24 protein-coding genes and 1 pseudogene are annotated in these 26,106 nt (G+C 72.9%); 11 read left to right on the plus strand and 14 right to left on the minus strand.

Translation table 11 applies throughout. The features are described 5' to 3' along the window. Together BMY61_RS29335 and BMY61_RS29340 are read left to right on the plus strand one after the other, a co-directional pair. Positions 1 to 668 (plus strand): electron transfer flavoprotein subunit alpha/FixB family protein (locus BMY61_RS29335; protein ID WP_075004109.1); only part of this gene is annotated, 668 nt, incomplete at its 5' end. A gap of 456 nt (positions 669 to 1,124) precedes the next feature. After that, the gene (locus BMY61_RS29340; protein ID WP_042445936.1) at positions 1,125 to 2,531 is read left to right on the plus strand and encodes an SDR family NAD(P)-dependent oxidoreductase; all 1,407 of its coding nucleotides are present in this window, start codon (positions 1,125 to 1,127) and stop codon (positions 2,529 to 2,531) included. A 15-nt stretch (positions 2,532 to 2,546) separates the two neighbouring features. Here the strand turns inward: BMY61_RS29340 and BMY61_RS29345 are convergent, their stop codons facing one another. The 7 genes from BMY61_RS29345 to BMY61_RS29375 all read right to left on the minus strand — a co-directional run bounded on the left by BMY61_RS29345 (position 2,547) and on the right by BMY61_RS29375 (position 10,491). Then, entirely contained in the window at positions 2,547 to 3,119 is a 573-nt protein-coding gene (locus BMY61_RS29345; RefSeq protein ID WP_042445938.1) for a dihydrofolate reductase family protein, read from the minus strand. Positions 3,120 to 3,213: 94 nt separating this feature from the next. Beyond that, a complete protein-coding gene (locus BMY61_RS29350) occupies positions 3,214 to 3,936 on the minus strand; it encodes an SDR family oxidoreductase (protein WP_042445940.1) in 723 nt (240 codons plus the stop codon). Between the two features lie 71 nt (positions 3,937 to 4,007). Beyond that, the gene (locus BMY61_RS29355) at positions 4,008 to 6,029 is read right to left on the minus strand and encodes an NADPH-dependent 2,4-dienoyl-CoA reductase (RefSeq protein ID WP_042445942.1); all 2,022 of its coding nucleotides are present in this window, start codon (positions 6,027 to 6,029) and stop codon (positions 4,008 to 4,010) included. A gap of 134 nt (positions 6,030 to 6,163) precedes the next feature. After that, positions 6,164 to 7,387, minus strand: coding sequence for a cytochrome P450 family protein (locus BMY61_RS29360; RefSeq protein ID WP_042445946.1), 1,224 nt, complete (start codon positions 7,385 to 7,387; stop codon positions 6,164 to 6,166). Positions 7,388 to 7,496: 109 nt separating this feature from the next. Beyond that, entirely contained in the window at positions 7,497 to 7,853 is a 357-nt protein-coding gene (locus tag BMY61_RS29365) for a YciI family protein (RefSeq protein ID WP_042446314.1), read from the minus strand. Between the two features lie 215 nt (positions 7,854 to 8,068). Continuing rightward, on the minus strand, positions 8,069 to 9,112 hold the full coding sequence (locus BMY61_RS29370) for an ArsR/SmtB family transcription factor (protein WP_052438577.1): 1,044 nt from the start codon (positions 9,110 to 9,112) through the stop codon (positions 8,069 to 8,071). Positions 9,113 to 9,312: 200 nt separating this feature from the next. Continuing rightward, the gene (locus tag BMY61_RS29375; protein WP_042445949.1) at positions 9,313 to 10,491 is read right to left on the minus strand and encodes a methyltransferase; all 1,179 of its coding nucleotides are present in this window, start codon (positions 10,489 to 10,491) and stop codon (positions 9,313 to 9,315) included. A 107-nt stretch (positions 10,492 to 10,598) separates the two neighbouring features. Here BMY61_RS29375 and BMY61_RS29380 point away from each other — a divergent pair, with 107 nt between their 5' ends. The 7 genes and pseudogenes from BMY61_RS29380 (at position 10,599) to BMY61_RS29410 (ending at position 17,472) form a co-directional block, all read left to right on the plus strand. Continuing rightward, entirely contained in the window at positions 10,599 to 11,594 is a 996-nt protein-coding gene (locus BMY61_RS29380; protein ID WP_052438578.1) for a phosphatase PAP2 family protein, read from the plus strand. Positions 11,595 to 11,730: 136 nt separating this feature from the next. Then, positions 11,731 to 13,470 carry an MFS transporter gene (locus tag BMY61_RS29385; protein WP_052438579.1) on the plus strand — a complete coding sequence of 580 codons (1,740 nt, stop codon included), beginning with the start codon at positions 11,731 to 11,733 and terminating at the stop codon, positions 13,468 to 13,470. Positions 13,471 to 13,474: 4 nt separating this feature from the next. Continuing rightward, positions 13,475 to 14,341, plus strand: a complete 867-nt coding sequence (locus tag BMY61_RS29390) for an MBL fold metallo-hydrolase (RefSeq protein ID WP_042445951.1) — start codon at positions 13,475 to 13,477, stop codon at positions 14,339 to 14,341. A 185-nt stretch (positions 14,342 to 14,526) separates the two neighbouring features. Beyond that, positions 14,527 to 14,991: a MarR family winged helix-turn-helix transcriptional regulator gene (locus BMY61_RS29395; protein ID WP_042445954.1), complete on the plus strand. Its 465-nt coding sequence runs from the start codon at positions 14,527 to 14,529 to the stop codon at positions 14,989 to 14,991. Between the two features lie 16 nt (positions 14,992 to 15,007). Then, positions 15,008 to 16,597: pseudogene (locus BMY61_RS29400) on the plus strand (MDR family MFS transporter); the annotation flags it as partial. A 44-nt stretch (positions 16,598 to 16,641) separates the two neighbouring features. Next, a complete protein-coding gene (locus BMY61_RS29405; protein ID WP_042445958.1) occupies positions 16,642 to 17,070 on the plus strand; it encodes a MarR family winged helix-turn-helix transcriptional regulator in 429 nt (142 codons plus the stop codon). 33 nt (positions 17,071 to 17,103) lie between these two features. After that, positions 17,104 to 17,472, plus strand: coding sequence for a VOC family protein (locus BMY61_RS29410; protein ID WP_042445959.1), 369 nt, complete (start codon positions 17,104 to 17,106; stop codon positions 17,470 to 17,472). Between the two features lie 8 nt (positions 17,473 to 17,480). On the opposite strand, the gene BMY61_RS29415 is transcribed toward BMY61_RS29410, so the two are convergent. The 3 genes from BMY61_RS29415 to BMY61_RS29425 all read right to left on the minus strand — a co-directional run bounded on the left by BMY61_RS29415 (position 17,481) and on the right by BMY61_RS29425 (position 20,056). Further along, complete coding sequence (locus tag BMY61_RS29415) at positions 17,481 to 18,008, minus strand: hypothetical protein (protein WP_075004111.1); 528 nt, start codon at positions 18,006 to 18,008, stop codon at positions 17,481 to 17,483. 82 nt (positions 18,009 to 18,090) lie between these two features. Then, a complete protein-coding gene (locus tag BMY61_RS29420; RefSeq protein ID WP_042445963.1) occupies positions 18,091 to 19,101 on the minus strand; it encodes an NADPH:quinone reductase in 1,011 nt (336 codons plus the stop codon). A gap of 49 nt (positions 19,102 to 19,150) precedes the next feature. After that, positions 19,151 to 20,056 (minus strand): S41 family peptidase, encoded by a 906-nt coding sequence (locus BMY61_RS29425; RefSeq protein ID WP_042445965.1) that lies wholly within the window; start codon positions 20,054 to 20,056, stop codon positions 19,151 to 19,153. Between the two features lie 190 nt (positions 20,057 to 20,246). On the opposite strand from BMY61_RS29425, the gene BMY61_RS29430 reads away from it, so the two are divergent. After that, positions 20,247 to 20,819 carry a hypothetical protein gene (locus BMY61_RS29430; RefSeq protein WP_052438580.1) on the plus strand — a complete coding sequence of 191 codons (573 nt, stop codon included), beginning with the start codon at positions 20,247 to 20,249 and terminating at the stop codon, positions 20,817 to 20,819. 22 nt (positions 20,820 to 20,841) lie between these two features. Beyond that, entirely contained in the window at positions 20,842 to 21,468 is a 627-nt protein-coding gene (locus BMY61_RS29435) for a class F sortase (RefSeq protein WP_052438581.1), read from the plus strand. 11 nt (positions 21,469 to 21,479) lie between these two features. Here BMY61_RS29435 and BMY61_RS29440 read toward each other — a convergent pair whose 3' ends face one another. The 4 genes from BMY61_RS29440 to BMY61_RS46555 all read right to left on the minus strand — a co-directional run bounded on the left by BMY61_RS29440 (position 21,480) and on the right by BMY61_RS46555 (position 26,084). Further along, entirely contained in the window at positions 21,480 to 22,811 is a 1,332-nt protein-coding gene (locus tag BMY61_RS29440) for a protein kinase domain-containing protein (protein WP_052438582.1), read from the minus strand. Then, entirely contained in the window at positions 22,799 to 23,614 is an 816-nt protein-coding gene (locus tag BMY61_RS29445) for a protein phosphatase 2C domain-containing protein (protein ID WP_042445967.1), read from the minus strand. Before BMY61_RS29445 ends, BMY61_RS29440 begins: the two co-directional genes overlap by 13 nt. A 135-nt stretch (positions 23,615 to 23,749) precedes the next feature. Further along, positions 23,750 to 24,472 carry a vWA domain-containing protein gene (locus BMY61_RS29450; RefSeq protein ID WP_052438583.1) on the minus strand — a complete coding sequence of 241 codons (723 nt, stop codon included), beginning with the start codon at positions 24,470 to 24,472 and terminating at the stop codon, positions 23,750 to 23,752. Between the two features lie 22 nt (positions 24,473 to 24,494). Then, a complete protein-coding gene (locus BMY61_RS46555; RefSeq protein WP_042445970.1) occupies positions 24,495 to 26,084 on the minus strand; it encodes a hypothetical protein in 1,590 nt (529 codons plus the stop codon). Between the last annotated feature and the right edge of the window lie 22 nt (positions 26,085 to 26,106).

Here is a 26,106-nt window from a genome sequence, read left to right on the forward strand (position 1 = left end):
TCGCGGCGCGTCTGGCGCTGCGGCTGGGCTCGGGTGTGATCACCGACGCCGTCGACCTGGCCGCGGGCGAGCAGGGCCCGGTGGCGACGCAGTCGGTGTTCGCCGCCTCCTTCACGGTGACCTCGCGGGTCTCGCACGGCACCCCGGTGATCACGGTCAAGCCGAACGCGACGTCGCCGGAGGCCGCCCCGGCCGCCGGCGCGGTGGAGTCGGTCACCGTGGAGTTCTCGCCGCTGGCGTCGGGCACGAAGGTCACCTCGCGCACCCCGCGGGTCTCGACCGGGCGTCCGGAGCTGACCGAGGCCGCGATCGTGGTCTCCGGCGGTCGTGGCGTGGGCGCGGCGGAGGGCTTCTCCGTCGTCGAGGCCCTCGCGGACTCCCTGGGTGCGGCCGTGGGCGCCTCCCGCGCCGCGGTCGACGCGGGCTGGTACCCGCACTCCAACCAGGTCGGCCAGACCGGCAAGCAGGTCTCCCCGCAGCTGTACATCGCCAACGGCATCTCCGGCGCGATCCAGCACCGCGCGGGCATGCAGACCTCCAAGACGATCGTCGCGGTCAACAAGGACCCCGAGGCCCCGATCTTCGAGCTCGCCGACTACGGCGTCGTCGGCGACCTGTTCGCCGTCCTGCCCCAGCTCACCGACGAGATCAACGCCCGCAAGGCCTGACCCCGCCACACCGAGCCACCGGACCCCGCGCCCCCACCCCGGGACGCGGGGTCCGTCGTATCCAGGACCGATACGGGGTCGCCGGCACCCAGTCCCCCGGCGTCGGATGGAGGCCGACCTCGCGCAGCCGGTGCCGGAACTTGGGGTGGTCACCGAAGGAGGCCCGCAACTCCTGCGGGCAGTCGCTGCCGCGTAGTTGATCGACCACCGCACGTGCCCTGCACAGTCGACCGCGTCCTTCCACGTGGCGCAGCCGGTGTGCACGAGTTCGCCCGCCGTGAGCTCCCGCACGCCCCGCCCGGCGCCGAGGAGATGCAGGGCCACGGGACCGCCACCGTCGCGCCCTCCCCGCGAAGAGGCCATGATGCCGCGGAAATCCGTTCGATGTGCACATTCGGCCGCCACTACGCTGACCTGCACTTCGTGCGTTCCACTGGGAGAGTTGGGGGTTGGGCGGTGCAGGACACACAGTCATTCGGTATCTCGGACGAGGAATTCGCCACCTACGAGCGGCTGGTGGGACGCCTGTGCGCGCTTCCCCCGGCTGACGCGCGGCGGCGACAGGCGGAGGAGCTCGCCGCGTCCTTCGTCTGGCAGGGGCGCAACGGCCGGCGTCTGCAACTGCGGGCCGAGCGGCGGCGCGCCGACTCCGCGTTGGCGGGGGCCACCGTCATGGGAGCGGTGGACCGGCGTGAGGACGCGCCGTTGGCGCTGCCGCGGAAGGCGGGCCCGGTCGGCGAGTTCGCCAAACCACGGCTCTGCTATGTCTGCAAGGAGCCGTATCGACAGGTCGACGGTTTCTACCACCTGCTCTGCCCTGCCTGCGCGGCCGACAACGCGGCCCGGCGCGGACTGGCCACCGACCTGCGCGGACGGCGTGCACTGCTCACCGGCGGCCGGGTGAAGATCGGGTTCCAGCTGGCGCTGATGCTGCTCCGCGACGGCGCCGAGCTGATCGTGACGAGCCGCTTCCCCCATGACACCCTGCGACGCTTCCGGGCGACGCCGGGCAGCGACGCGTGGTGGGACCGACTGACCGTCGTCGGCATCGACCTGCGCGACCCGCGCCAGGTGCTCGGCCTCTGCGAGGAACTGCGCACCGAGGGGCGGCCGTTGGACATTCTGGTCAACAACGCCGCGCAGACGCTGCGTCGGCCGCCGGAGTCCTATGCGCTGCTGGCCGAGCAGGAGTTGGCGGCACTGCCGCGCGCACTGGCCGACCGTCTGCGGCACGCCCCGGGGTTCCGTCCCATGCCCGCGCTGTCGCCTGCCTGGCCGACCGCCGAGCTGGAGGCCCTGCCGCAGCGCGACGGGCTTCCGGTGTCCCGCCGAACCTCCCCGCAACCGACGGACGAGGCCGGGCTGTTGCCCGACCTCGCGGCGGAGAACTCGTGGTCGGTGCGGCTCGGCGCGCTGGACCCGGCCGAGGTGCTGGAGACGCAGTTGGTCAACTCCATCGCCCCGGCGCTGCTCTGCGACCGGCTGCTGCCGCTGCTGCTCGCCTCGCCCCACCCGGCGCGCTACGTCGTCAACGTCACCGCCGTGGAGGGCCGGTTCGCGGTGCGCAACAAGACGGCTCGGCATCCGCACACCAACATGGCCAAGGCCGCACTCAACATGCTGACCCGCACCAGCGCCGAGGAGCTGGCCCGCGAGGGGGTGCACATGTGCGCGGTGGACACCGGTTGGGTCACCGACGAGAACCCGGCGCCCAAGAAGGCCTACGAGGCGGCGCGTGGCTTCCGCACCCCGCTGGACATCGTGGACGGGGCGGCCCGCGTCTACGACCCGATCGTGCGGGGCGAGGCGGGCCACCCGGTGGCCGGGGTCTTCCTCAAGGACTACCAGGTCGCCGACTGGTGATCAGCACAGCGGTGATCAGCGGACGACGTCGAAGACCTGCTTCTGCAGGCCGTTGGCGTAGACCTCGTGCTCGACGAGCTTCAGCTTCTGGGTGTCCTTGTCGGTGGCGCTGAACAGCCGCTTGCCGGCGCCGAGCAGCAGCGGGAAGACGAGCAGGTGGTAGCGGTCGATCAGGCCCGCGTCGGAGAGGGCCTGGTTGAGCGTGGCGCTGCCGTGGACGATGATCGGGCCGCCCGACGTCTCCTTGAGGGCGGCCACCTCGTCGAGGGAGCGGAGAATGGTCGTGTCACCCCAGTTGGAGACCAGCCGGTCGTCGGTGAGGGTGGTCGAGACGACGTACTTCGGCAGCGCCTTGTAGTGGGCGAAGTCCGCCATGTCGGGCCACACGGGGGCGAAGGCCTCGTAGCTGACCCGGCCCATCAGCATCGCGGTGGACTCCTCCTGCTCGCGCCCCTTGATCTCGAAGGCCTCGGGGAGGAACTCGACCTCCTTGAAGGTCCATCCGGCGTTGCGGTAGCCGGCCTCGCCGCCGGGTGCCTCGACGACGCCGTCGACGGAGATGAAGGCGGTGGTGATGAGCGTGCGCATGGGGGACTCCTGGTGTCTGGTGTGCTCGTGTGGCTGCACTGTCCCCTCTACGAACGGGCTCGGCCGGAATCGACACTCCGGCCGAAGATTCTTTTCACCAGGGCACCGGCGTCCCGTCCCAGGAGAAGAAGCCCCCGGTCGGCCCGTCGTCCGGCAGCAGGGCCAGTCGCACGGCGCCCTCCGCCGCCTCGGCCGGGTCGCCACCGGATGCGGCCGCACGGGGGTTGAGCCCGGTGGCCCGCAGACCGGGAGCGAGGGCGTTGACCTTGAACCCCTCCTCGGACAGCGTCTGGGCGTAGAGAACGGTGAGCGCGTTGAGAGCCGCCTTGGAGGACCGGTAGGCGGCGGCACCGCCGCTGCCCGGAGTGAACTGGGGGTTGGGGTTCTGGCTCCAGGTGAGTGAGGCGGTGCCGCTGGAGACGTTGACGATGCGCGGATGCGGGGACCGGCGCAGGACGGGCAGGAACGCGTTGGTGACCGCGACCACGCCGAAGACGTTCGTCTCGTAGGTGCGCCGGAACTCCTCGACGGCGGTGTCGGCCGGCGGAGCGAGCGACGGCGAGATCCCGGCATTGTTGACCAGCACGTCCAGGCGCTCCACCTGGGCGGCTGCGCGCGCCACGCTGTCGGGATCCGTCACGTCGAGGACCAGCCAGCGGGCACGCGGGCCGATCTCCGCGACCGCCTGCCGCCCACGCTCGGGGTCGCGGGCACCGACGTACACGGCGAAGCCCTCGGCCACGAGAAGCCGGGCGATGTGCTTGCCGATGCCCTTGTTGGCGCCGGTGACCAGAGCGGTGCGAGCGGAATCGTTCATGGAGGCCACCCTCCTCCAGCCGCTGCTGCCCTGCCAGGGTGAATCTGTACCTGGCAGGGCACGGGCAGACGTCAGAGCGTCGCGGCCAGGCGGGTGCCCTGGTCGATGGCGCGCTTGGCGTCCAGCTCGGCGGCGATGTCCGCGCCGCCGATCAGGTGGGCCTTGACGCCGCGGTCCGCGAGCTCGGCGTGGAGGGCGCGCTGCGGCTCCTGACCGGTGCACAGGACCACGGTGTCGGCCTCGACCAGGCGGTCCTCGCCGTCCACGGAGATGTGCAGGCCGGCGTCGTCGATGCGCAGGTAGGTCGCGCCCGCGACGGTCTCGACGCCGCGGTGCTTGAGCTCCGCGCGGTGGATCCAGCCGGTGGTCTTGCCGAGGCCCGCGCCCGGCTTGCTGGTCTTGCGCTGCAGGAGCGTCACGCGGCGCGGCGAGGCGCTGCGGACGGGGGCGGTGAGGCCGCCGGGCGTGCGGTGCTCGGTGTCGACGCCCCACTGGGCGAAGAAGACCGCGGGGTCCAGGCTCGCCTGCTCGCCCGGGTCGGTGAGGAACTCGGCGACGTCGAAACCGATGCCGCCCGCGCCGAGGATCGCGACGCGCTCGCCGACGGTCGCGGAGCCGTTCAGCACGTCGACGTAGCTGACGACGCTGGCGTGGTCGACGCCCTCGATCTCCGGCGTGCGCGGGGTGACGCCGGTGGCGACGACGACCTCGTCGAAGCCGGCGGCCGTCAGCGCGTCGGCGTCGACGCGGGTGGAGAGGCGCACCTCCACGCCCAGGGTGTCGAGCTGGTGACGGAAGTAGCGCAGCGTCTCGTCGAACTCCTCCTTGCCCGGCACGCGGCGGGCCAGGTTGAGCTGGCCGCCGATCGCGTCGGCGGCGTCGAAGAGGGTGACGGCGTGGCCGCGTTCCGCGGCGGAGACGGCGCAGGCCAGGCCTGCTGCGCCGGCGCCGACGACGGCGACGCGCTTGCGCAGCCTGGTCGTGGAGAGCACCAGCTCGGTCTCATGGCAGGCGCGCGGGTTGACCAGGCAGGAGGCGATCTTGAGGCTGAAGGTGTGGTCCAGGCACGCCTGGTTGCAGCCGATGCAGGTGTTGATGCCCTGTGCGGTGCCCGCCGCGGCCTTGTTGACGAACTCGGGGTCGGCCAGCAGCGGCCTGGCCATGGAGACCATGTCGGCGACGCCGGTGGCGAGCAGCTCCTCGGCGAGTTCGGGGGTGTTGATGCGGTTGCTGGTGACCAGCGGGACGGTCACCTCGCCCATCAGCTTCTTCGTCACCCAGGTGTAGGCGCCGCGCGGCACCGAGGTGGCGATGGTGGGGATGCGCGCCTCGTGCCAGCCGATGCCGGTGTTGATGATGGTCGCGCCGGCCGCCTCGACGGCCTTGCCGAGCTGGACGACCTCCTCGAAGGTCGAGCCACCGGGGACGAGGTCCAGCATGGAGAGGCGGTAGACGATGATGAAGTCCGTGCCGACCCGCTCGCGCACCCGGCGCACGATCTCGACGGGGAAGCGCATCCGGTTCTCGTAGCTGCCGCCCCAGCGGTCGGTGCGGTGGTTGGTGGGCGCCGCGATGAACTCGTTGATCAGGTAGCCCTCGGAGCCCATGATCTCGACGCCGTCGTAGCCGGCGAGCTTGGCCAGCTCGGCCGCGCGGGCGAAGTCCTCGACGGTCTGCTCGACCTCGGCGTCGCTCAGCTCGTTCGGCACGAAGGGGCTGATCGGCGCCTGGAGCGGGCTCGGGGCCACCAGCTGCGGGTGGTAGGCGTAGCGGCCGAAGTGGAGGATCTGCATCGCGATCTTCCCACCGGCCGCGTGGACGGCGTCGGTGATGACGCGGTGCTCGGCGGCCTCCGCCTCGGTGCTCATCTTGGCGCCGCCCTCGAAGGGGCGTCCGGCGTCGTTCGGGGAGATGCCGCCGGTGACGATGAGGCCGACACCGCCGCGGACGCGGGTGGCGTAGAACTCGGCCATCCGCGCGAAGCCGTCCGGCGCCTCCTCCAGGCCGACGTGCAGGGAGCCCATCAGCACGCGGTTGGGCAGCGTGGTGAAGCCCAGGTCGAGGGGGCTCAGCAGGTGGGGGTAGGCGGTCACGGCGTCTCCTCGCACACGTCCGGTCACACGTCCGGTCGTCCGGTGTCGCCACCAAAGTAGGACGCGCGGACGCGGTTATGCAACAAGGTGCAAAACCGCGTCCGCGAGAGCTACGTCACCTGCCAGGCCTTGGATCAGCCCTTCAGCACCACCGGCAGGCTCTGCACGCTGTTGCTGACGAAGGAGGCGATCGGGGTCGTCTCCCCCACGGCCTCCAGGCCCGGGAAGCGGCCGTAGAGCTCGCGCAGCGCCACCTCGGCCTCCAGCCGGGCCAGCGGCGCACCCAGGCAGAAGTGGAGGCCGTGACCGAGCGCGAGGTGCCGCTTCGGGTCGCGGGACGTGTCGAAGCGCTCGGCGTCCTCGTGGCGGCGCGGGTCACGGCCGGCGGCCGCGTAGGAGGCGAGGATGCCCTCGCCCCGCCTGATCACGACGCCGCCGATCTCGATGTCGTCCAGCGCGAACCGCATCGGGAAGTGCGCGACCGGGGAGTCGTAGCGAAGCGTCTCCTCCACCACCGCCGACCACGGCACCGTGCCCGCGACGGCCGCGCCCCGCTGCTCGGGGAAGGCCGACAGCGCGCGCACCGCGTTGGTGACCAGGTTGAGCGTGGTGGCGTGGCCCGCGATGAACATCAGCATCATGGTGCCGACCACCTCCTCCTCGCTGAGCCGGTCGTCGGCCTCGCGCGCGGCGATCAGGGCGCTGGTCATGTCGTCGCCCGGGCTTCCCGCCGCAGCCGCCTCGCGCCGCTCCGCGGCCACCCTGCCCAGCAGGGCGACCATGCCGTTCCGGGCGGCCACGGACTCCTGCGGCGTGGCGGAGCTGCGTACGAGCACGCCCGAGTGGGTGTGCAGCTCGTCGCGCATCTCCTCCGGAATGCCCAGCAGTTCGCCGATGACACGCATCGGCAGCGGGTAGGCGTAGTGCTCGCGCAGGTCCACCGGCCCCGGGGCGAGGCGCTCCAGGTGCGCCAGCAACTCGGCGACCACGGCCTCGACATGCGGGCGCAGCGCCTCGACCCGGCGCGGGGTGAAGCCCTGGCTGACCAGGCTGCGCAGCCGGCGGTGGTCCTCTCCGTCGGCGGAGGTCATGCCGGGGATGGTGATCATCCCGAGCAGCGGCCAGCCCTCGGGCACCTGCCCCTCCTGCAGCGCCCGCCAGTTGCCGGGATTCTTGCCCACCCGCGGGTCGCCGAGCAGGGTCTGCAGCTCCTCGTGGCCGGTGACCGCCCAGGCGGAGAGACCCCCGGGCAGCTCCACCTGCGTCACCGGACCGCGCTCGCGCAGCGCCGCGTTCTCGCCGTGCTGGTCGGTGCCGTGGACGTCGAGCCGGTAGGGCGGGTGCTGTGCGGTGGTCATGCGGGTCCCCCGAGGTATTGGACGAAGCAGGTCGTACGGTCGTCGCCGACCGTGTCGATCATGGATCAGACCGTGACACCTCGTCCAATACCCACCCCGCGGGTCCCGGCTACCCCTCCTTGACCTCGCGCAGTTCGGCGGTGACCGTCACGCTCGCGTCGTGGCAGGACAGGAAGCGCCGCGTCCACTCCAGGGCTTCGGCGCGGTCCCGGCACTGCATCAGGGCGTAGCCGCCGACCACCTCCTTGGCCTCCGCGAACGGGCCGTCGGTGACGGACAGCTTTCCGGCCGCCCAGGTGACCGTGGCGCCGGCCGCGCTCTCGGTCAGTCCGGCGGTCTCCAGCATCACGCCCGCCTCGGTGATCTCCTTGAACAGCGCGCCGATGGCCTGCTGGGACTCGGGCGAGGCGAAGGCGCGGGCGCTGTCCTGCTCGTCGATGCGGATCAGCGAAAGGTAACGCGGCATGGTCGGATCCTCCTGGTGCATCGGCGGGTCGTTCCCGCCTCCTGCCTGAGCGTCGACCGGCGGCGGCCGAAATCGACAGGCCGACACGGAGAAGTCCGCACGCGTCGCGAAGGCGGGATCCGGTCCCCGGTGCCGGACCCCGCCTCGGCGACCTGGGACAGATGGCTCCGAGAGGATGTCGCAGCAGCGTGACACCGGCGCACGACGAGCGCCAGCTATGAGGCCCAGGACCTAAAAGCTCCGGTCGCACCGGGCCTGCGGCCGACCGGATTCGCACTCAGCAGTGCGTCTCCGAGGTCGGTGAGCAGGTGCCGCACCCGCTGCCCCTCACGGACGCTGACGATCAGGTCCGCGTTGCGCAGTGCCGCCGTGTGCTGCGAGGCAGTCGGTGCGCTCACCCCCAGCCGAGTCGCCAACTCGCCGGTGGTGCAGCCCGATCCGATGGCCCGCAGGGCGCGGGCCCGGCCCGCGCCGATCAGACCGGCCAGCCCGTCGCCCTCCCGAAGCACCGCCGGGGCGGGCCGCATCGGGTAGCTCAGCGTCGGCTGACGGGTCGGGTCGAGCACCGGGAGGGTCTGGTCCAGCCCGAACAGGCTCGGCATCAGCACCAGGCCGCGCCCGCCCAGCTCCACCCGCGACGAGGCGGCCAGCCCCGCGACCCGCACCTGCAGCGCCCGCTCGGGCCCGAGCCAGCGCACTCCCCCGTGGAGGGAACCGGCCGCGGGCCCGAGGCCCAGCAGGTCGGCGCGCTGCCGCAGCCCCGCGACGTGGCGCCGCAGCGCGGCGCGCATCGCCGCCCAGTCCTCACCGACGGTCGCGTCGAACAGCGCCCGCAGCCCCTGCGCCAACTCCCGTACCTCACGCCGTCCGCCGTCCCGCAGGCGCAGCAGGTCGCCCGGCGGCCGCGGGAGTCGGGCCCGGGTCAGGTACAACTCGACCTCGGCGCGGACGCGTTCGGGGTCGGTGGCCTCCAGCGCGTCGAGCTCGGTCGCCAGCTCCTTCACGGGCCCGCTCTCGCCTGCGGCGAGCGGCACCAGGGGAAGCGGCACGAACCGCGGATGGGCGTTGATCATCTCCACCAGCGGCAGAGCCCTGCCCGGCACGTTCCGCCGCACCTCCGCCCACCAGCGCGCGCGGGCGACACCCCCGTCGGCGCGCGGGCCGTCGTGCAGCGCGTCGACGAGGTTGCGCAGCGGGGAGATCGACACCCGCAGCCGCATCAGGTCCTCGGCCTCGCAACCGAGCAGCAAGGCGCTCACCGCGCTCCCTCCCTGACCTCCGCCAGCCCTGAGGATAACGGGGACCGGTTGCACTACCTAGGGGCGCGAGGAACTGCGCGAAATGCCCACCGATGAGCAGATGGTCCTCGACGCGCAGGGCCATCAGCACGCCGGTGGTTACTCGCGCCCACGCGGCGGAGCCGCATATCGGCAGAGCCTCGCGCCCCCAGGCAGTGCAACTAACCCTTTTTGACGGCCTGCAGGATGACGAACTTGGGGTTCCCCACGACCGTGCGGCAGTTGCCGAAGATCCGCTTCAGGCGGACGTGGTAGCCCAGGTGCCGGTTGCCGACGACCCACAGTTCGCCCCCCGGGCGCAGCGCCCGCTTCGCGTCGGCGAACATCCGGTGGGCGGTGGCGTCGGTCGCGGCCTGGTAGCTGTGGAAGGGCGGATTGTTGAGGACCAGGTCCACCGAGGCGGGCGCCAGGCCGCTCGCGCCGTCGGCGACGACGAACCGGGCCCGTGTGGCGGGGTCGGCGTTGGCACGGAAGGTCTCCTCGGCGGAGGCGACCGCGCCGAAGGACTCGTCGAGGAAGGTCAGCTCCGCGCCCGGCGCGGTCAGCGCCGCCGCCAGCCCGAGCACGCCGTTGCCGCAGCCGAGGTCGACGACGTGGTGGCCGCGGGCGGGCGTGGGCAGGTGCTCCAGGAAGAAACGGGTGCCGATGTCCAGCCGCTCCGCGGAGAAGATGCCGGCGTGGTTGGTGACGGTCGTCCCGGCCAGCCGGGCCCCCGCGCCGGGGACGCCCGGGGGAAAGGGGTATCGCTGCGGCCACGGGTTCGCCGGACGCGCGCCGAGGACCTCGGGGTCGGGCGTGCAGAAGATCAGCCGGGCCTTGCGCCGGGCCAGCGAGGTCCGGGTCGGGCCGAGGACGCGCTCGAACAGCTCGAGCGTCGAGGTGTGGATCTCGGCGACCATGCCGGTGCCGACGACGACCGTCCCGGCGTGGATCGCCGGGGCCAGCCGCAGGAGCTGGTCCTCCAGCAACGCGAGGCTCTTGGGCACCCGGACGAGCAGCACGTCCACCCGCGCCGGCGGCTCGTCGCGGCTGGAGCGGAGCTCGACGGCGTGCGCCGGGTGGCCGTTGCGGGCGAGGTTCTCGGCCGTGGCGCGCTGCGCGAGGTAGGAGTCGGTGATCTGCACGGGCGCGTGCGCGGCGAGCGCGGTGGCGAGCGCGCCCCAGCGGTCGCCGAGGATCACCAGCCGTCCCTCGAGCCCGTCAACTGAGACTTCACCGTCAGCCAAGTGCTGCAACAGATAGTCGTCGGACGCATCCCAGGCACGAAGGGGGTCTCGCGGGTCCGCCGGAAAGCGTGCAAGATCGATTCCGGCGCCGTCGGGCAGGGCGAAGTGGTTCATGGTCCTGCCAGTCTGCCCGATCACGGGGGGCGGGTTGCGCGAGGGCCTAACGTACGGCGTACGGTAGGCGGTGTCCATCAGGTGAACACGCGGGGGGAACTCGACACATGGCAGGCACCGTCGCCAGGGGCGGCATCGACGCCACCGACGGCACCACTCCCCCGGCCCTCCCGCGCAGCGGGGCGTCGCCCGGGGGAACGCCACCGCACCAGCAGCCCGGACCGGACCGACCGGGACTGCTCCAGCGGATCCGCCGCTGGAAGCCACGGCAGTGGGGCCTGGAACTGGTACTGCTCGTGTACGCAGCTTACGACGGAAGCCGTCTGCTCGTACACGGAAAGGAGTCCGTGGCCCGCGAGCACGGCGAGCTGCTGCTGCGCACCGAGCGCCACCTCCACGCCGAGCCCGAGCACTGGCTCAACCGGCTCTTCTCCGAGCACGCCTGGCTCGGTGTCCCGGCGGACTTCATCTACGCCAGCCTGCACTACGCGATCACGCCGCTGGTCCTGTTCTGGATGTTCCGCAGCCGTCGCGCCCACTACGCCTACGCCCGCACCTGGCTGGTGCTGGCGACGGCGCTCGGCCTGGTCGGTTTCGTCTTCTTCCCGACCGCGCCGCCGCGGCTGCTGAGCGACCCCGACGGGTTCCTCGACGTCATGGCGCAGCACGCCCACGTCGGCTGGTGGGGCGGCAGCGGCAGCGCGCCCGAGGGCCTCGGGGCGATGACGAACGACTTCGCCGCGTTCCCGAGCCTGCACTTCGGCTGGGCGCTCTGGTGCGGTCTGCTCATCCACCGCCACGCACGACGCCGCTGGGTCCGCGTCCTCGGCCTGCTCTACCCGGCGCTGATCCTCGTCGTGGTGATGGGCACCGCCAACCACTACCTGCTCGACTGCGTCGCCGGCGGCGCCGTGGTCCTGCTCGGCCGACTGCTGACCGGCCCGCTCCAGCGCCTCGCGGCGCGGGTGCGCCGCCTGGTCTCCCGCAAGCCGAACGCGCCGGTCCCGGACTACCCGGTGACCGCCGGGGCCTCCGCGACGGCCACGGAGATCACGGTGGGGAACCGGGCGCAGATCGGCGCCCAGCGCGGCCCCTCGGAGTGACCCGGCCCACACCCTGACCCCACCCGGCGAACGCCCGAGAAGCACCGTTGCGGCCGGAAATCCGCTGGCTGCGCCGGTGCCACCCCATGAGAAGGTGGTGCCGGCGCGGCGACGGACGCAGGGAGAGTGATCGGTCATGGCGACGGGCGGCGAGACCGGGAGGGGCGCCGGCCCCGGCGGGAGCGGGGGCTGTGACAGCGACGAGGCCGCACCGACCGACCGGGCGGCGACCGCGGACGGGACGCCACCGACGCCGGCCGTCCCCGCGCCCCGCGGCATACCCGAGCCCGTCCCCCAACCGGTGCCCCGGCGCGTGGCCGAGCCGGTGTCCCGACCGGTATCGCCGCAGGTGTCGCAGCCGGTCCCCGAGGCCGCCGTCGCCACCCGGCGCGGGCTCGTCGTCGCGGCGCTGATGCTGTCGATGGCGCTGGTCGCCCTCGACTCCGCGTGCGTGTCGACCGCCGTGCCGCAGATCGTGGGCGAGCTCGGCGGCTTCAGCTACTTCTCCTGGCTCTTCTCCGGCTACCTGCTCGCCGTGACGGTCACCCTGCCGATCTACGGCAAGCTGGCCGACGCGCGCGGCCGCAAGCCGGTGCTGCTGATCGGCTCGACCGTGTTCCTGATCGGCTCCCTGCTGTGCGCGGGCGCCTGGTCGATGGGGGCGCTGATCGCGTTCCGCCTGGTGCAGGGCCTTGGCGGCGGGGCGATCCAGGGCACCGTGCAGACCCTCGCCGCCGACCTCTACCCGCTGGAGCAGCGCCCGAAGATCCAGGCGGCGCTGTCGACGGTGTGGGCCTCCTCCGCCGTTGTCGGCCCCGCGGTCGGGGGGCTGCTCGCCGGGTACGCCAGCTGGCGCTGGATCTTCCTGATCAACCTGCCCGTCGGGGTCTTCGCCCTGGTGCTGCTCCGGCGGCACCTGCGCGAGGCGCAGGTGGAACGGCGCGCACGGACGCGGATCGACTGGGCGGGCGCCGTCGGCCTCTTCCTGAGCACAGGTCTGCTGCTGTTCGCACTGGTCCAGGGCGGCGTCGCCTGGCCCTGGCTGTCCGCGCCGAGCCTCGCCTGCTTCGCCGGATCCGTGGCCGCGGGCGCCTGCACCTTCGTGCTGGAACGCCGCGCCGAGGATCCGATCATGCCGGGCTGGGTCTGGCGGCGCCGGGTCATCGCCGGGGTCAACCTGTCGCTGGGCTGCCTCGGCTTCCTGATGATCGCCCCGATGGTCTTCCTGCCGACCTACGCGCAGTCCGTGCTCGGACTCTCCCCCGTCGCCGCCGGGTTCGTGCTCTCGGTCTGGACGATCAGCTGGCCGATCTCGGCCGCCCTGTCCAACCGCGTCTACCGCCGGATCGGGTTCCGCAACACCGCGCTGGTCGGCTCGGTCGTCGGCACGCTGCTGCTGGCCGTCTTCCCCTTCCTCCCCTACCGCGGCCCGGCCTGGCAGCCGGCCCTGCTGATGCTGCTGCTCGGCGCCGGGCTCGGCCTGTTCCAGCTGCCGCTGATCATCGGCGTGCAGAGCAGCGTCCCGTGGGGCGAGCGCGGCACCGCGACGGCCTCCGTGCTGTTCTGCCGCCAGGTCGGCCAGAGCGTCGGCGGCGTGGTCTTCGCCGTGATCGCCAACGCGACCCTCACCGGCCGGCTCCACTCCGCGCCCACCGCCCTGCGCGGCGCGCTGCCCCAGGGCCTGGACAGGACCGCGTCCGCGCTGCTGCACAGCAGCGGCACCGGCCTGGGCGCGGCGGCCACGGACTACCTGCGCCACGCGCTCGCGAGCGCCGTCGGGCACGTCTACCTCGGCGCCGCCGGCGCCGCGGCGCTCGCGGTGATCTTCCTCGCTACAGTGACGCCCAAGCGTTTTCCGATCGTCGAGGGGGACTGACGACATGACGGGCACCAACGATGCGAGGACGGGCTGGGTCGAGGTCGCCGACCGGGTGTTCCAGCGCCGCTACGACCCGTGCGACGTGACGGTGACGGCGGTCGCGGGCGCGGAGGGCCTGATGGTCGTCGACACCCGCTGCAGCCTCGCCGAGGCGCGGGAGCTGCGGGCGCACCTGCGCGAGATCTCCGCCGCGCCGGTCCGCTGGGTCGTCAACACCCACATCCACTGGGACCACGTCTGGGGCAACGCCGAGTTCGCGGCACCGCGGCAGACGCCTCCGGCGCAGTTCTGGGGCAGCGCCGAGATGGTCGCCGCGATGCGTGGCGCGTCGAGCAACCCCGAGGTGGCGCAGTTCAAGGAGTTCCTCGCCTCGCAGAGCGAGGAGTGGCAGGCCAAGCTCGCCGAGCTGGAGGAGTACGTCCCCGAGAACGCCGTCCACGGCGCCCACGACCTGGACCTCGGCGGCGGCCGGACCGTCCGGATGCGCCAGGTCGGCCGCGGCCACACCGACGGCGATCTGGTCCTGCACGTCCCGGACGCGGACGTGCTGCTGATGGGCGATCTCCTGGAGGTCAGCGGCGACCCCGCCTTCGGCTCCGACTCCTTCCCCCTCGACTGGGCCCCCACCCTCGACGCGGCGCTCGCCCTCGCGGGCCCCGACACCCGCTTCGTCCCCGGCCACGGCGAGACCACCGACGCGTCCTTCGTCCGCACCCAGCGCGACGCGATCGCGGCCGTCGCCGAGCAGTGCCGGGCGCTGCATGCCGCGGGGGTCGCGGTGGACGACGCGCTGAAGGCCGGCGAGTGGCCGTACGAGCGCGAGCGCCTGGACGAGGCGGTCAAGCGGGCCTATTTGCAGCTGGGGTAGTTGCACTTTCCAGGGGCGCGGGGAACTGCGCGACAATCCACCCTGTGCGGTCAGGTCCCGTGTGTTCAGGGCCATCCGCCTCGAGTGGGTTGCTCGCGCAGTTCCCCGCGCCCCTGGAAAGTGCAACTAGTTGTGTTCGGCAATCAATAGGCATATAGTTGCCCTGGGCAATCAAAGGGGTTCCCATGGCCACAGCCTCCGCGCACGCGGACCGCGTCGCGCTCGTCAGCAACCTCGGTGCGATCAAAGCGCTGCTGCGCCGCGTCAAGCGCGACCTTCCCGATCGCGGCCGCAGCGCCGGGGTGCTCGTGCTGGCGATCCTGCATCGGACGGGGCCGTCCCGGCTGCGGGACCTCGCCGACGAGGCCGACCTCGACCTGTCCGTGGTCAGCCGCCTCACGGCCGAGCTGACCGCCGCGGGGTACGTCGAGCGGCGTCCGAATCCCGAGGACCGTCGGTCCTCCCTGCTGGCGATCACCCCCGAGGGCGTCCGCCGGCACGAGGAGGCGATGGACAGAGCCGCGAAGGCGATCGAGCCGGTGCTGCAGGAGTGGAGCGACGAGGACGTCGCACTCCTGTCGGACCTGCTGGGTCGCCTCCACCACAGCTTCCAGTCCCAGCTGGGACGCAGCCACTGCAAGAACGCTTGAGAGAGAAGACCCCACCGTGTCCAAGCAGTCCAAGCACTCGGGACGTCATCCCGTCGCTGCGGGGCAGCCGATGAGCCACCGTCAGATCATGGAGGCGCTGACCGGCCTGCTGCTGGGCCTGTTCGTCGCGATCCTGTCCTCGACGATCGTCTCCAACGCCCTGCCGACCATCATCGCCGACCTGCACGCCAGTCAGACCGCCTACACCTGGGTGATCACCGCGACGCTGCTCGCGATGACCGTCTCCACGCCGATCTGGGGCAAGCTCGCCGACCTGATGAGCAAGAAGCTGCTCATCCAGATCGGCCTGGTCGTCTACGTCGTCGGCTCCTGCATCGCGGGCCTGTCGCAGAACGCCGGGATGCTCATCGCCGCCCGCGCGGTGCAGGGCATCGGTGCGGGCGCGCTCACCGCGCTGACCCAGACGATCCTGGCCACCATGGTCCCGCCGCGCGAGCGCGGGCGGTACTCCGGCTACATGGGCGGCGTCTTCGCGCTCGGCACCATCGGCGGACCGCTGGTGGGCGGGGCGATCGTGGACACGTCCTGGCTGGGCTGGCGCTGGTGCTTCTACGTCGGCGTGCCGTTCGCGGTCGTCGCGCTGGTCGTGCTGCAGAAGACGCTGCACCTGCCGGTGACCCGGCGCGAGGTGAAGGTGGACTGGCTGGGCACCGCCCTGGTCACCGCCGCGGTGTCGCTGCTGCTGGTCTGGGTCTCCTTCGCGGGCGACAAGTACGCCTGGCTCTCCTGGCAGACGGCCGTCATGGTCGGCGGCTCGCTGGCCCTGGGCGCCCTGTTCCTGCTGGCCGAGAAGCGCGCGGCCGAGCCGATCGTCCCACTGCACCTGTTCCGCAGCCGCACCATCGCCCTGGCCGTCACCGCCTCGCTGCTGATCGGCGTGGCGATGTACTCCGCCACCACCTTCCTCAGCCAGTTCTTCCAGTTGGCCCGGGACAACTCGCCGACCATGGCCGGCATCATGACGCTGCCGATGATCCTCGGGCTGGCCGTCGTCTCGATGCTGTCCGGCCGGGTCATCACCAGGACCGGCCGTTGGAAGGCGATCCTGGTCGTCGGCGGCGTGCTGACCGTCGTCGGGGTGGCCATGATGGGCACGGTCCGCGCGCACACGGCCTACGGGCTGCTGGCGCTGTACATGTTCCTGATCGGCTCCGGCCTCGGCATGACGATGCAGAACCTGGTGCTCTCGGTGCAGAACCAGGTCCGCGCCGAGGAGCTGGGCGTGGCCAGCGCGGTCGTCGCCTTCATGCGGACCCTCGGCGGCGCGGTGGGCGTCTCCGCGCTCGGCTCGCTGATGGCCACGAAGGTCACCCGCTACACCGACGACGGCCTGGCCAAGCTGGGCATCCACGGCACCGCGTCCGACGGCGGCGTGCCGAAGCTGTCGGCGCTGCCGACGCCGGTCCGCGGGGTCGTCGAGGACTCCTTCGGGCACGGCATCGCGAACGTGTTCCTCTACGCGGCGCCGTTCGCGGCGCTGGCGACGGTGGCCATCTGGTTCATCAAGGAGGTCCCGCTGCGGACCTCGACCACCCCCGTGGCGGCAGGCGCCGGCGCGTCCGCGCAGGATACTGTCGGCGCGACCGCGTAGCACCGAGCGGGCGCGAGGACCGGAAGGCGGGCGGCACGGTGGGCAAGGCGATCGAGGAGATCGAGCAGGAGCTCGGCGTGCTGTTCCGCCGGGGGCGGGCGCTCTCCCACGAGCTGGCCGAGTCCGTCCACCCCGGCCTGGAGCCCGGCCACTACGCCTTTCTGGTCCGACTGGAGGAGACGGGCCCCAGCCGCCCGAGCGAGCTGGCCGCGTTCTTCCACATCGGCAAGGCGACGGCCGGGCGCCAACTCACCTGCCTGGAGACGCTCGGCCTGGTCACCCGCCGCCCCGACCCCGAGGACGGCCGCGCGCACCTGCTGGAACTGACCCCCGAGGGCGTCGCCCGCGTCGTCGCGGCACGCGCCCGGCGCCGCGAGATGTTCCACGACCGGCTCTCCACCTGGCCGGAGGGCGATCTCTCCGCCCTCGCCCAGTTGCTGGCGCGGTTCAACACGGAATTCAGCTGACCATCAGGGCGCTCGCGGGTGAGAATCCGTGACATGAGCTCTGTGGTGCGCCATGTGACGATCGACTGCCGCGACGCCTTCGCCCTCGCGACCTTCTGGTCCGCGGTCCTCGGCCACCCCGTGGAGGCCGAGGAGGACGACAGCCCCGAGGCCCCGATGGCCCTGATCGAGGGGGCCGGCCTGCTCTTCGTCACCGTGCCGGAGGAGAAGCACGGCAAGAACCGTCTCCACCTCGACCTCCAGCCCCAGGACCGCTCCCGCGACGAGGAGGTCGAGCGGATCCTCGCCCTGGGTGCGACGCTGGTCTTCGACCAGCGCAGGCCCGACGGCACGGGCTGGGCCGTCCTCGCGGACCCGGAGGGCAACGAGTTCTGCGTGGAGCGCAGCGCAGCCGAGCGGTAGGCGTCAGGTCACCGGGGTGGACGAGCGGAGCGCTGGATCTGGTCGACGAGTCCGCTCCACGTGTACGCGACCGTCGCCCAAGCCGGCACCTGGGCCGGAGGGCGTGCGTCGCCCAGCCCACCGAGGAACAGGTACCGGTGGGCGACCGTGGCCAGATGGCCGAGGACGTCGAGGCGGTCGTCCACGAAGTGCGTGATGCCCAACCGCCGGCAGACCGGCCCCTTGTCGGCGCGCTCCCGGACGAAGTGCACGTTCCCGGCCGGGATGCCGGTGCGCGCGAAGAACTCGTGGTGGTGCAGCCATGCGCGGGTGTTCGCGGCCACTTTGGGCCCCGCCTTGGACACCACGTGGACCCGCCCCTCGAAGGGCTCCGCCGCCAGCCGGGCGAGGGCCTCGAACACGCCGCACACGGCCGGGGTCAACAAGGGCTGGGAGCCGAAGAACGAGGTGTCCTCTCCGGCGGCGATCCGGTCGACGATCACCCCGCCCACGTCCACGCCGAGCGTGGGAAGCCGCTGATCCCTGGCCGGCGCCATCACCATCACCTCGCGTCGGAAGCCTTCTCGACAGGGTGTGAGCATGGCAGGCACCCCGGCCGGCGACCAGCGGATTTCCGCCCTACAGCTCGATCAGCACCTTGCCCACCGCGCCGCCCTGCACCGCGTCGTGTGCGTCCGCGGTCGCGGCGAGCGGGTGGACGTGCCAGGGCAGGCCCGCCTCCTCGCCGCCGCGGAGCGCGCCCGCGGCCACCGCCTCCGAGATCGCGGCCACCGCGTCCAGCTTGGCCGCGTCGGGAATGGTGTAGACGAGGACGCCCAGCCAGCGCAGGTTGCGGATCATGGACTCGCGCACCGGGAGCGTCAGCTCCGGGCCACTGCCGTCGGCGTAGAAGGCGACCGTTCCGTTCGTGGCGAGGACCGCGAGGTCGAGGGCGAGGTTGGCGGTGGGGGCGACCTCGACGACCAGGTCGACTCCGGCGGGGGCCAGGGTCCGGATCTCGGTGGCCGCGTCGGAGGCGCGGTAGTCGACGACGTGGTGCGCGCCGGCGGCCTGGGCCAGCTTGGCCTTCTCGGGGCTGCTGACGGTGGTGAGGACCGTCGCGCCCGCCCAGCGCGCGAGCTGGATCGCGGCGTTGCCGACCGCGCCCGCGCCGCCCGCGACCAGCACGGTGCGGCCGGCGAGCGCGCCGGGGGCGAGCCGCTCGGGGCCGTCCGCGCCGAGGGTGAGAGCCCGGTGCGCGGTCATCGCGGGGATGCCGAGACTCGCGCCGAGCTCCAGGGAGGCGTGGTCGGGCAGGGCGACGGCCTGACGCGCGGGCAGCACGAGGTACTCCTGCGCAGTGCCGTCGTGCCGCTGCCACGCGGCCTCCCAGATCCACACGCGCTCGCCGACCCGTGCGCCGTCCACGCCCGCCCCGACCGCGTCGACGACGCCGGAGCCGTCCTGGTTCGGGACCTGGAGGGCGCCCTCGCCCGGCCCGGTGCCGGAACGGGACTTCCAGTCCGTCGGGTTGACGCCGGACCAGGCCACCTTGACCCGGACCTCGCCCGGCCCGGGCTCCGGAACCGGCCGGTCGACCAGGGAGAGGACGTCGGAACCACCGCTGCGCTCGTACACGATTGCCTTCATGTCCGACCGAACCGGCCCGGCGCAGCGGTTGTTCCCGCGACGGCGCCGCTCAGCCCAGACGGGTGAGCAGCTCGGCGACGGCCCGGTCCAGGGCCTCCTCGGCCGGGCAGGCGATGTCGGGGGCGATGCCGACGCCCTCCCAGCTGGTGCCGCTGGTCGGGTTGACCGAGCGGCCGACGGGGACGGTGAGCTCCAGGTGCGGGTGGAGCGTCCAGCCGTGGCGCGGGTGGGCGCCGCCGCCGGTCCGCTCGCCGACGACGACGGCCCGGCCGGACTGCTGCAGGTTGTAGGTGAGCTCCTCGCCGCCGGAGAAGGTCCGACCGCTCGCCAGGACGGCGACGGGCTTCTGCCCGCCGACGCGACGACCCGGGACGTGGGACAGCGACCAGGACTGCTCCTCGGTGTCGCCGTTCTCGCCGTCGCGCCAGAACTGGGTGTTGAGGTGGGTGGGCTCGTCGAAGAGGTAGCTGCAGATGTACTGGGCGGTGTAGGGGTCGCCGCCGAGGTTGCCGCGCAGGTCCAGGATGACGGCCTTCGCCTGGGCGGCGAGGGTCATGGCGGCGGTGACGGAGTCGGCGGAGAGCGCGAGCGGCAGCAGCATCGGCGCGAACTCGACGACCGCCACACCGCCCTCGAGCAGTTGGAAGCGCGGCACGCCGCCGCAGGACTCGGCGGCGGCGTTCGCGAAGAGCTGCTCGGCGGCGGCGTCCTTGCCGTCCGGCACGACGTCCGCATGGAAGGCCAGGCGCAGGTGCTTGTCACCGTTGGCGGCCTGCAGGTCCTCGGTGACCAGCCGGCCCAGCTCCTCGGCCCCCTCGACGGCGGCGTAACGACCGGCCGCGGCAGCGGCGCGCAGGTCGGCGGCGAGCTTCTCGCCGATCTCGGGGAAGACGTAGTTCGAGGACACCAGGTCCGCCGCGCGCGCGACGATCCCGTCATGATCAAGTGAGGTCATGAGGGAGAGTAAAGCGGTCCGCACCGCCTCTCACCACTACTTCTTTCGAATTAATTGTATGACCGGAACGCTACAAGACGCATACGGACGGTGATGCTCCGGTTCAACACAGTCGCGGTGTGTCCCCCCGCACCCCGGGCCCGGCGCCCGAGGTCCGCACCCGACGCCCCGGAGGTGCTGGATGCCCCGCATGCCGCACAGGATCCCCACGCTCGCCGCGTCCCTCGCTCTGGCCTGCGCGCCGCTGCTCGCCCTCGCCCCGACCGCCCTCGCGGCGCCCGCCGGCAACGCCGAACCCGCGAACGGCGTCAACGGCGCGGACATCTCCATCAGCCCCGAGAACGTCACCCCGGGCCGCACCGTCGGCCTCGTCGTCAACTGCAGCGCCTCGTTCTTCGGCACCCCCGACCCGACCCTGGTCTCCTCCATGGCGTTCGTGACGGCCGTCCGGGTCCACCCGATGCCCGGCCAGCCCGGCTTCTTCTCCGGAGCCGCCACGATCAGCCAGGACGTCAAGCCGGGCTCCTACAGCGTCTCCGGCGCCTGCAAGGAGTCCAACACCTCGCTGTCCACCTTCCGCGGCGAGGTCGAGGTCCACGGCCGCCACGACGACGACCACCACCGCCCGCACGGACCGGTCCACACCGGTGTCGGCGGCAGCATCGACCCGGGCAGCACCACGCAGGTCGCCGTCGGCCTCGGCCTCGCCGGGCTCGCGGGCGGCGCCCTGTTCCTGAGCCGCCGCCGCAGCGGCACGAACTGAGGCACCCCCGGAGGGACGACGGATGCTCGGCAGCAGGCGGCTGGTCGCGCGGGTGGTGCTGGTCCTCGGTCTGGTCATCGCCGGCCGAGGGCTCGGCGGCGGCCCGCCGCAGCCCGACGCGAGCGCTGCCGACAACGGAGGCGGCGTCTACTGGTACGCGGATCAGGACCGTCCCGCTCCCCCGCTGCCGGCCGCGACGCCGTTGCGTGTCCGTATCCCCGTCATCGGCGTCGACGCGCCGCTGACCGCCCTCTCGCTGGATCGCGCCGGGCGGCTGGTCCCACCGCCGGAGAGCCGGAAGAACCTGGCCGGCTGGTACGCGGACGGAACCGCCCCCGGCAGCGCCGGGCCCGCGATCATCGCGGGTCATGTCGACAACGCCCACGGTCCCACCGTCTTCTACGCCCTCGGCTCCCTCTCCCGGGGCGACACCGTGGACGTGGTCCGCGCGGACCGGCGCACCGCGGTGTTCCTGGTCGACCAGGTCCGGGTCTTCGCCAAGGACCACTTCCCGGACGACCAGGTGTACGGCCCCACCCCACTGGCCGTACTGCGGCTGATCACCTGCGGCGGCGGCTACCGGGCCGGGCAGGGCTACCTCGGCAACGTGGTGGTCTTCGCCCACCTGGTCAACCGGCCGCCGGACTGAGGCCCCTCACCTCACCCGTCCCCGGCGGTGATCCAGGCGCGGGCCGGGCCGAAGTCGAGGCTCATCGCCCGGACCCCGAGCCGCTGGCCGGGATGGACGGCCTTCAGCGTCTCCCCGTCCGGGGCCACCCGCCACGCGCGTCCGCCGACGTTGCGCAGCACCACCTGCCCCGGCCGGCCCGGATGTGCCTCGACACGGCCCAGCACGACGGGAGCGCCACGTCCGCCCGTCAGATGGTGGTCCGTCAGCTCGGCCCCCTCCCCGAGAACCAGCTCCCGGCCGTTGGGCAGGTGCAGCAACGGCGGTACGGGCAGCGGGAGTCGGCAGGCCCAGCAGGGGCTGCCGCGGCGGTCCGGATCGTGGAAGACCTCCGCCCCGCACCGCGGACAGGACCAGACGCTGTCGTGCAGCCGCAGCAGCACCCGCCGCCACACCCCCTCGGTGACCCGCCCGCCCAGAGTCGCGTCGCGCAGGCCCACGGTGAACGCGCGGGTGAAGACCTGCCGCACGAACTCCGGGTAGAGCTCCCACCACACCAGCATCCGGTCCCCCGGCACGGGACGGTTCGCCGCGTCGGTCGGGTCGAAGACGAAGAGCGGGTCCCGGCCGAAGTGCTCCAGCAGCAGCTCCAGTTCGGTGAGGTGCCCGCCACCCTCCCAGGTGTAGGAGGAGTCGACCCGCGCCCCCAGCAGCGGATGCCCGTGCACCAGCACGAAGAAGAGCAGCACGGCGAGGGAGTGCAGGTCCGTCACCGTCGACGGCAGCGCCTCGTCCCGCAGGATCTCCGGAGCCATGAACCGGCCGGTCCCCTTGACGAAGACCTCGCCGCCCTCGCTGCCGATGTTGTCGTTGTCCAGCACCGCGATCTGCGCGGTCGCCGGGTCGACCCAGACGTTGCCGAAGCTGAAGTCCCGGTAGCACAGCCCGGTCGCGTGCAGCGCCGCCATGGCCTCCACCAACTCGCGCCCGATCGTCGCGAGCACGCGGAAGGAGGGTTGCTGGCGCTCGTTCAACACCTGTGGGATCGGCACGAACCGGGGCTCGACCAACCGCATCAGGTACCCGAACCCCTCCGGTCCGGCGTCGAGCGGCTCGACCAGGTCGATCGGCCACACGAACGCCTCGTGCGGGGGTCGGCCGCGCCGCACCAGCGCCTCGATGCAGGCCCGGAACCCCTCCTGGCGCAGGTTCGGCCGGAACCACTTGACCGCGAACGAGGCCTCCCCCAACTGCACGACGTGGACGACGCCCTGTCCGCCCGCCCCGATCCGGCGGCCCACTGTCACGATGGCACCACTGCCGAGGAGCCGCATGCGCTGCCCCGGCACGATCAGGGTGTCCATGGGGCCGCTCCTTCCGACGAGCGCAGCAGCAGCGCGATCGAGGTGTCGTCGCCGCTGCCCGCGCCGGACGCGCAGGCCCGCGCCCAGAGCGGCAGTTGCGCGGCGAACCACTCCGTGCCGTGCTCGGCGGCCAGTTGGGCCAGATCCGCGCCCACCTCGGGCTGCCAGTCGTCCTCGCTCTGCGCGTTGCCGTACCCGTCGGTCGCCAGCAGCACCAGCGCGACGTCCTCACGCCGCAGGTCCACGACCGCGAGCCGGACCGACGCCGCCGCGTCGGCCTGGCACAGGCTCGTGGTCCGCCGCCCGTCCAGCGCGGCGTCCGGCGGCACCGGCGCGAAGGAGTTCCCGTCCGGCCGGACCACCAGCAGGTCCCCGTCCCCGATCTGCAGGCACAGCAGCCACGGCGGGCAGGCTGCCGTCATCACCAGCGTGCTGCCGTACGGGATCAGGGGTTCCTCCACGGTTTCCTGGTAGGGCAGTTGGGCGAGATGCCCCATCACGGCGGCCCGCCAGTGCTCGATCAGCAGCGGCACGAAGGCCTGCCGCACCGCGCGCTGCGGCCGTTCCACGTCCGCGCCGAGGAGCGCGGGCAGCCGCCGCAGGCCCTGCGAGCAGGCGGCGTCCACGGCGAGCACCGCGCCGATCTCGCTGCGGAAGTGCTGGGCGTGCCCGTGCCCGTCGGCGACGGCCACCACCGTGCAGTCCGCGCTCCGCGCGGCCCGCACCGCGTCCTGCGCCGCACGCCCCCGCGCCGCATGCGCAGCACCCCGCGCCACGGCGGTGACGGCCTGCCACTGGTGCACAACGCCTCCCCCCTCAGGGACGCGAGGAACTGCGCGAGGAACCGCCCGGAGCGGATGGCCCTGTTCGAGGAGGACCGTCCGCACGCCGGTGGCTTGTCGCGCAGCTCCTCGCGTCCCCGAGGTAGTGCAGCTGAGTCAAATGATCGTGTCCTGACCGAAGATGGAGTCCCCCGGGCCGCCGTGGCCGAAGAGCCGGTCCGCCAGCGCGGCGCGATCCGCGCCCGCTTCGGACATGCGGGAGACCGCGAGCGAGGCGACGACCAGCCGGTCGGAGATGTCGGAGGTGCTGTCCGCCACCAGGACCGGCACCGAGGGGTCGCCGATGAAGCGGTTCAACGCCTCCGAGCGGGCGTCCCGGCCGATCGCCACGGAGAGCCGCAGCGCGCCCCGACCGGCCGGCGTGGCCAGCAGGGCGTTGAGGCCGGCCTCGAAGCGGCCGGGTGGGTCGGTGGCGAGGCCGTCGGTGATCAGCAGCAACGCCGGGCGCAGGGCGCGGCGTTCGATCCTGCCGGGGGCCAGCGCCTCCGCGACCAACTGGAACGCGGTGCCCATGTTGGTCAGCCCGCGCGGGACGGGCTGCAGCGGGCGCCAGCGCAGGTCGACGACGGGGGTGGGAGCGGGGATGTGCCAGACCGCCTCCGTCGCGAACGCGACGGCTCGGACGAACACCTGGGCCTGCTCCTGGGCGCGGTCCCAGATGGCCAGCTGGGCCAGCATGTCGGCGATGGCGTAGTTGAGGGCCTGGATCTTCTCGCCCTTCATACCGCCGGAGCAGTCGGCGAGGAGGATCAGGTGGAGCGGGCGGCGGGAGATCCCGCCGCCCGGCATCCGCAGGGTCGGGGTGTCGTGGGCCGTCATGGCTCTCGTTCGCCTCCGCCGCTCAGGAGGAGCTCGGCGAGGCGGCCGTGGTCGACTGCGGCGGGGCGTACTTGCCCCACCAGTTGTTCAGGGAGGACCAACTGCTGCCCTTGTCGCCCTCCGCCACGAAGAAGGTGTCCTGTGTCGGCAGCGACCAGGTGTAGGAGGGCGTGTTGTCGGAGCCACCGCTGCCGACCATCTGGCACTCCAGGACCTGCCCGGAGCGGTCCGGGTAGCCGGCCGCGTCGTCGTGCCAGCCGCTCAGGCCGCCGGAGGAACCGCTGCCGGGCGGGCAGGTGCTGCCGGCGGAGGAGGTGCTGAAGCCCCACCACTTGTTGTAGTTGACCCAGGTGGCCTGGTAGTCGGCCTGGGAGTCCAGTTGGTAGGCCCAGATGCCGCCCCCGGGCAGATTGGTGTCGGTGCAGTAGTACGCCGACACCAGGCCGACCGAGGTGAACTTGTCCTGGCCGGGGTCGTGCGACTGGCACTGGGTCGCGGGGTCGGGAAGGGCGGTGGACAGGATGTCCATCAGCGGCGTCACGCCGTCCGCGACCACCGGGCCGGTCGGCGAGGGGCTGGGCGTCGGGGTGGTCGGTTCGGGGGACGGCGTGGTGGGCGTGGGACTCGGCGAGTGCGTGGGATGGGCGGCGGCGGCCTGGAACGGCGGCATGTGGGCGGCGCCGGCCACCGCCAGGTAGCCGACGAGCAGCACCGCGACGGCCCCGGCGGCGACGATCAGAGCCGTCGGACGCTTGCTCGGGCCGCTGGTGCCCGACGCGTACCCGGCGGGCGGCACGGCGCCGGGCCCGCCCGGTCCGGTGGGGCCGCCGTACCCGCCGTAGGCTCCCCCGCCGGGAGCGGCGCCGCCGGGCGGACCGAAGCCCTGCGGCGGGACGCCCGCTCCGCCGGGAAGCGATGATCCGGGCAGCGACGAACCCGGCAGCGACGAACCGAAGCCTGGCGTGGGCGCGCCGTAGCCCACCGGCCCGGGCGGCGTCGGCGGCAGCGAGGAGCCGGCCGGCGGGAGCGAACCGCCCGGCGGCAGCGAGCCCGATCCTGGCGGGGCGATCAGCGTCGGCGCGTCCGGCATCGACGGCCCCGGCGGCTGCGGTGGCCCGACCGGCTGGGGTGGCCCGACCGGCTGCGGCAGGGAGGACATCGGCTGGGTCGGCACGTAGGGCGTCGGGTCACCCCCGGGCGCCGCGCCCTGTGCCGACGCACCCGGCACGGCGTCCGCCGGTGGCGCGTCGGTGGGCGGCGGAGCCGAGACCGTCGGCGGGTTGTAGCCGAGCGCGGTCGCGTAGGCGGTGGTGACCCAGCGGGCCGCCGCCGGGTCCAGGGCGCGGCGTTCGATCAGGGTGCGCGAGGTCAGCGCCACCGCCGTGCCCGGGTCCAGCCGCTGTCTCCCGACCTGTTCCTGCAGCAGGGTCGCGGCCTCCGCCTCGGCCGCGGCCACCAGCAGGCTGCGTTCGCGCGGATGGTCCGGCAACAGGTCGGTCAGGATGTTGCCGAGCATCTGCGCGTTGCCGAGCACGGCCGGCCCGTACGATCCGACGGCCGCCGCGAGCGCCTCGCGCACCTCGTCGTCCCGTCCGTTCGGAGTCTGGTTCATCGCCCTCTTCCCTTCTCCTCAC

The organism is Streptacidiphilus jiangxiensis, from assembly GCF_900109465.1.
Lineage (GTDB): Bacteria > Actinomycetota > Actinomycetes > Streptomycetales > Streptomycetaceae > Streptacidiphilus > Streptacidiphilus jiangxiensis.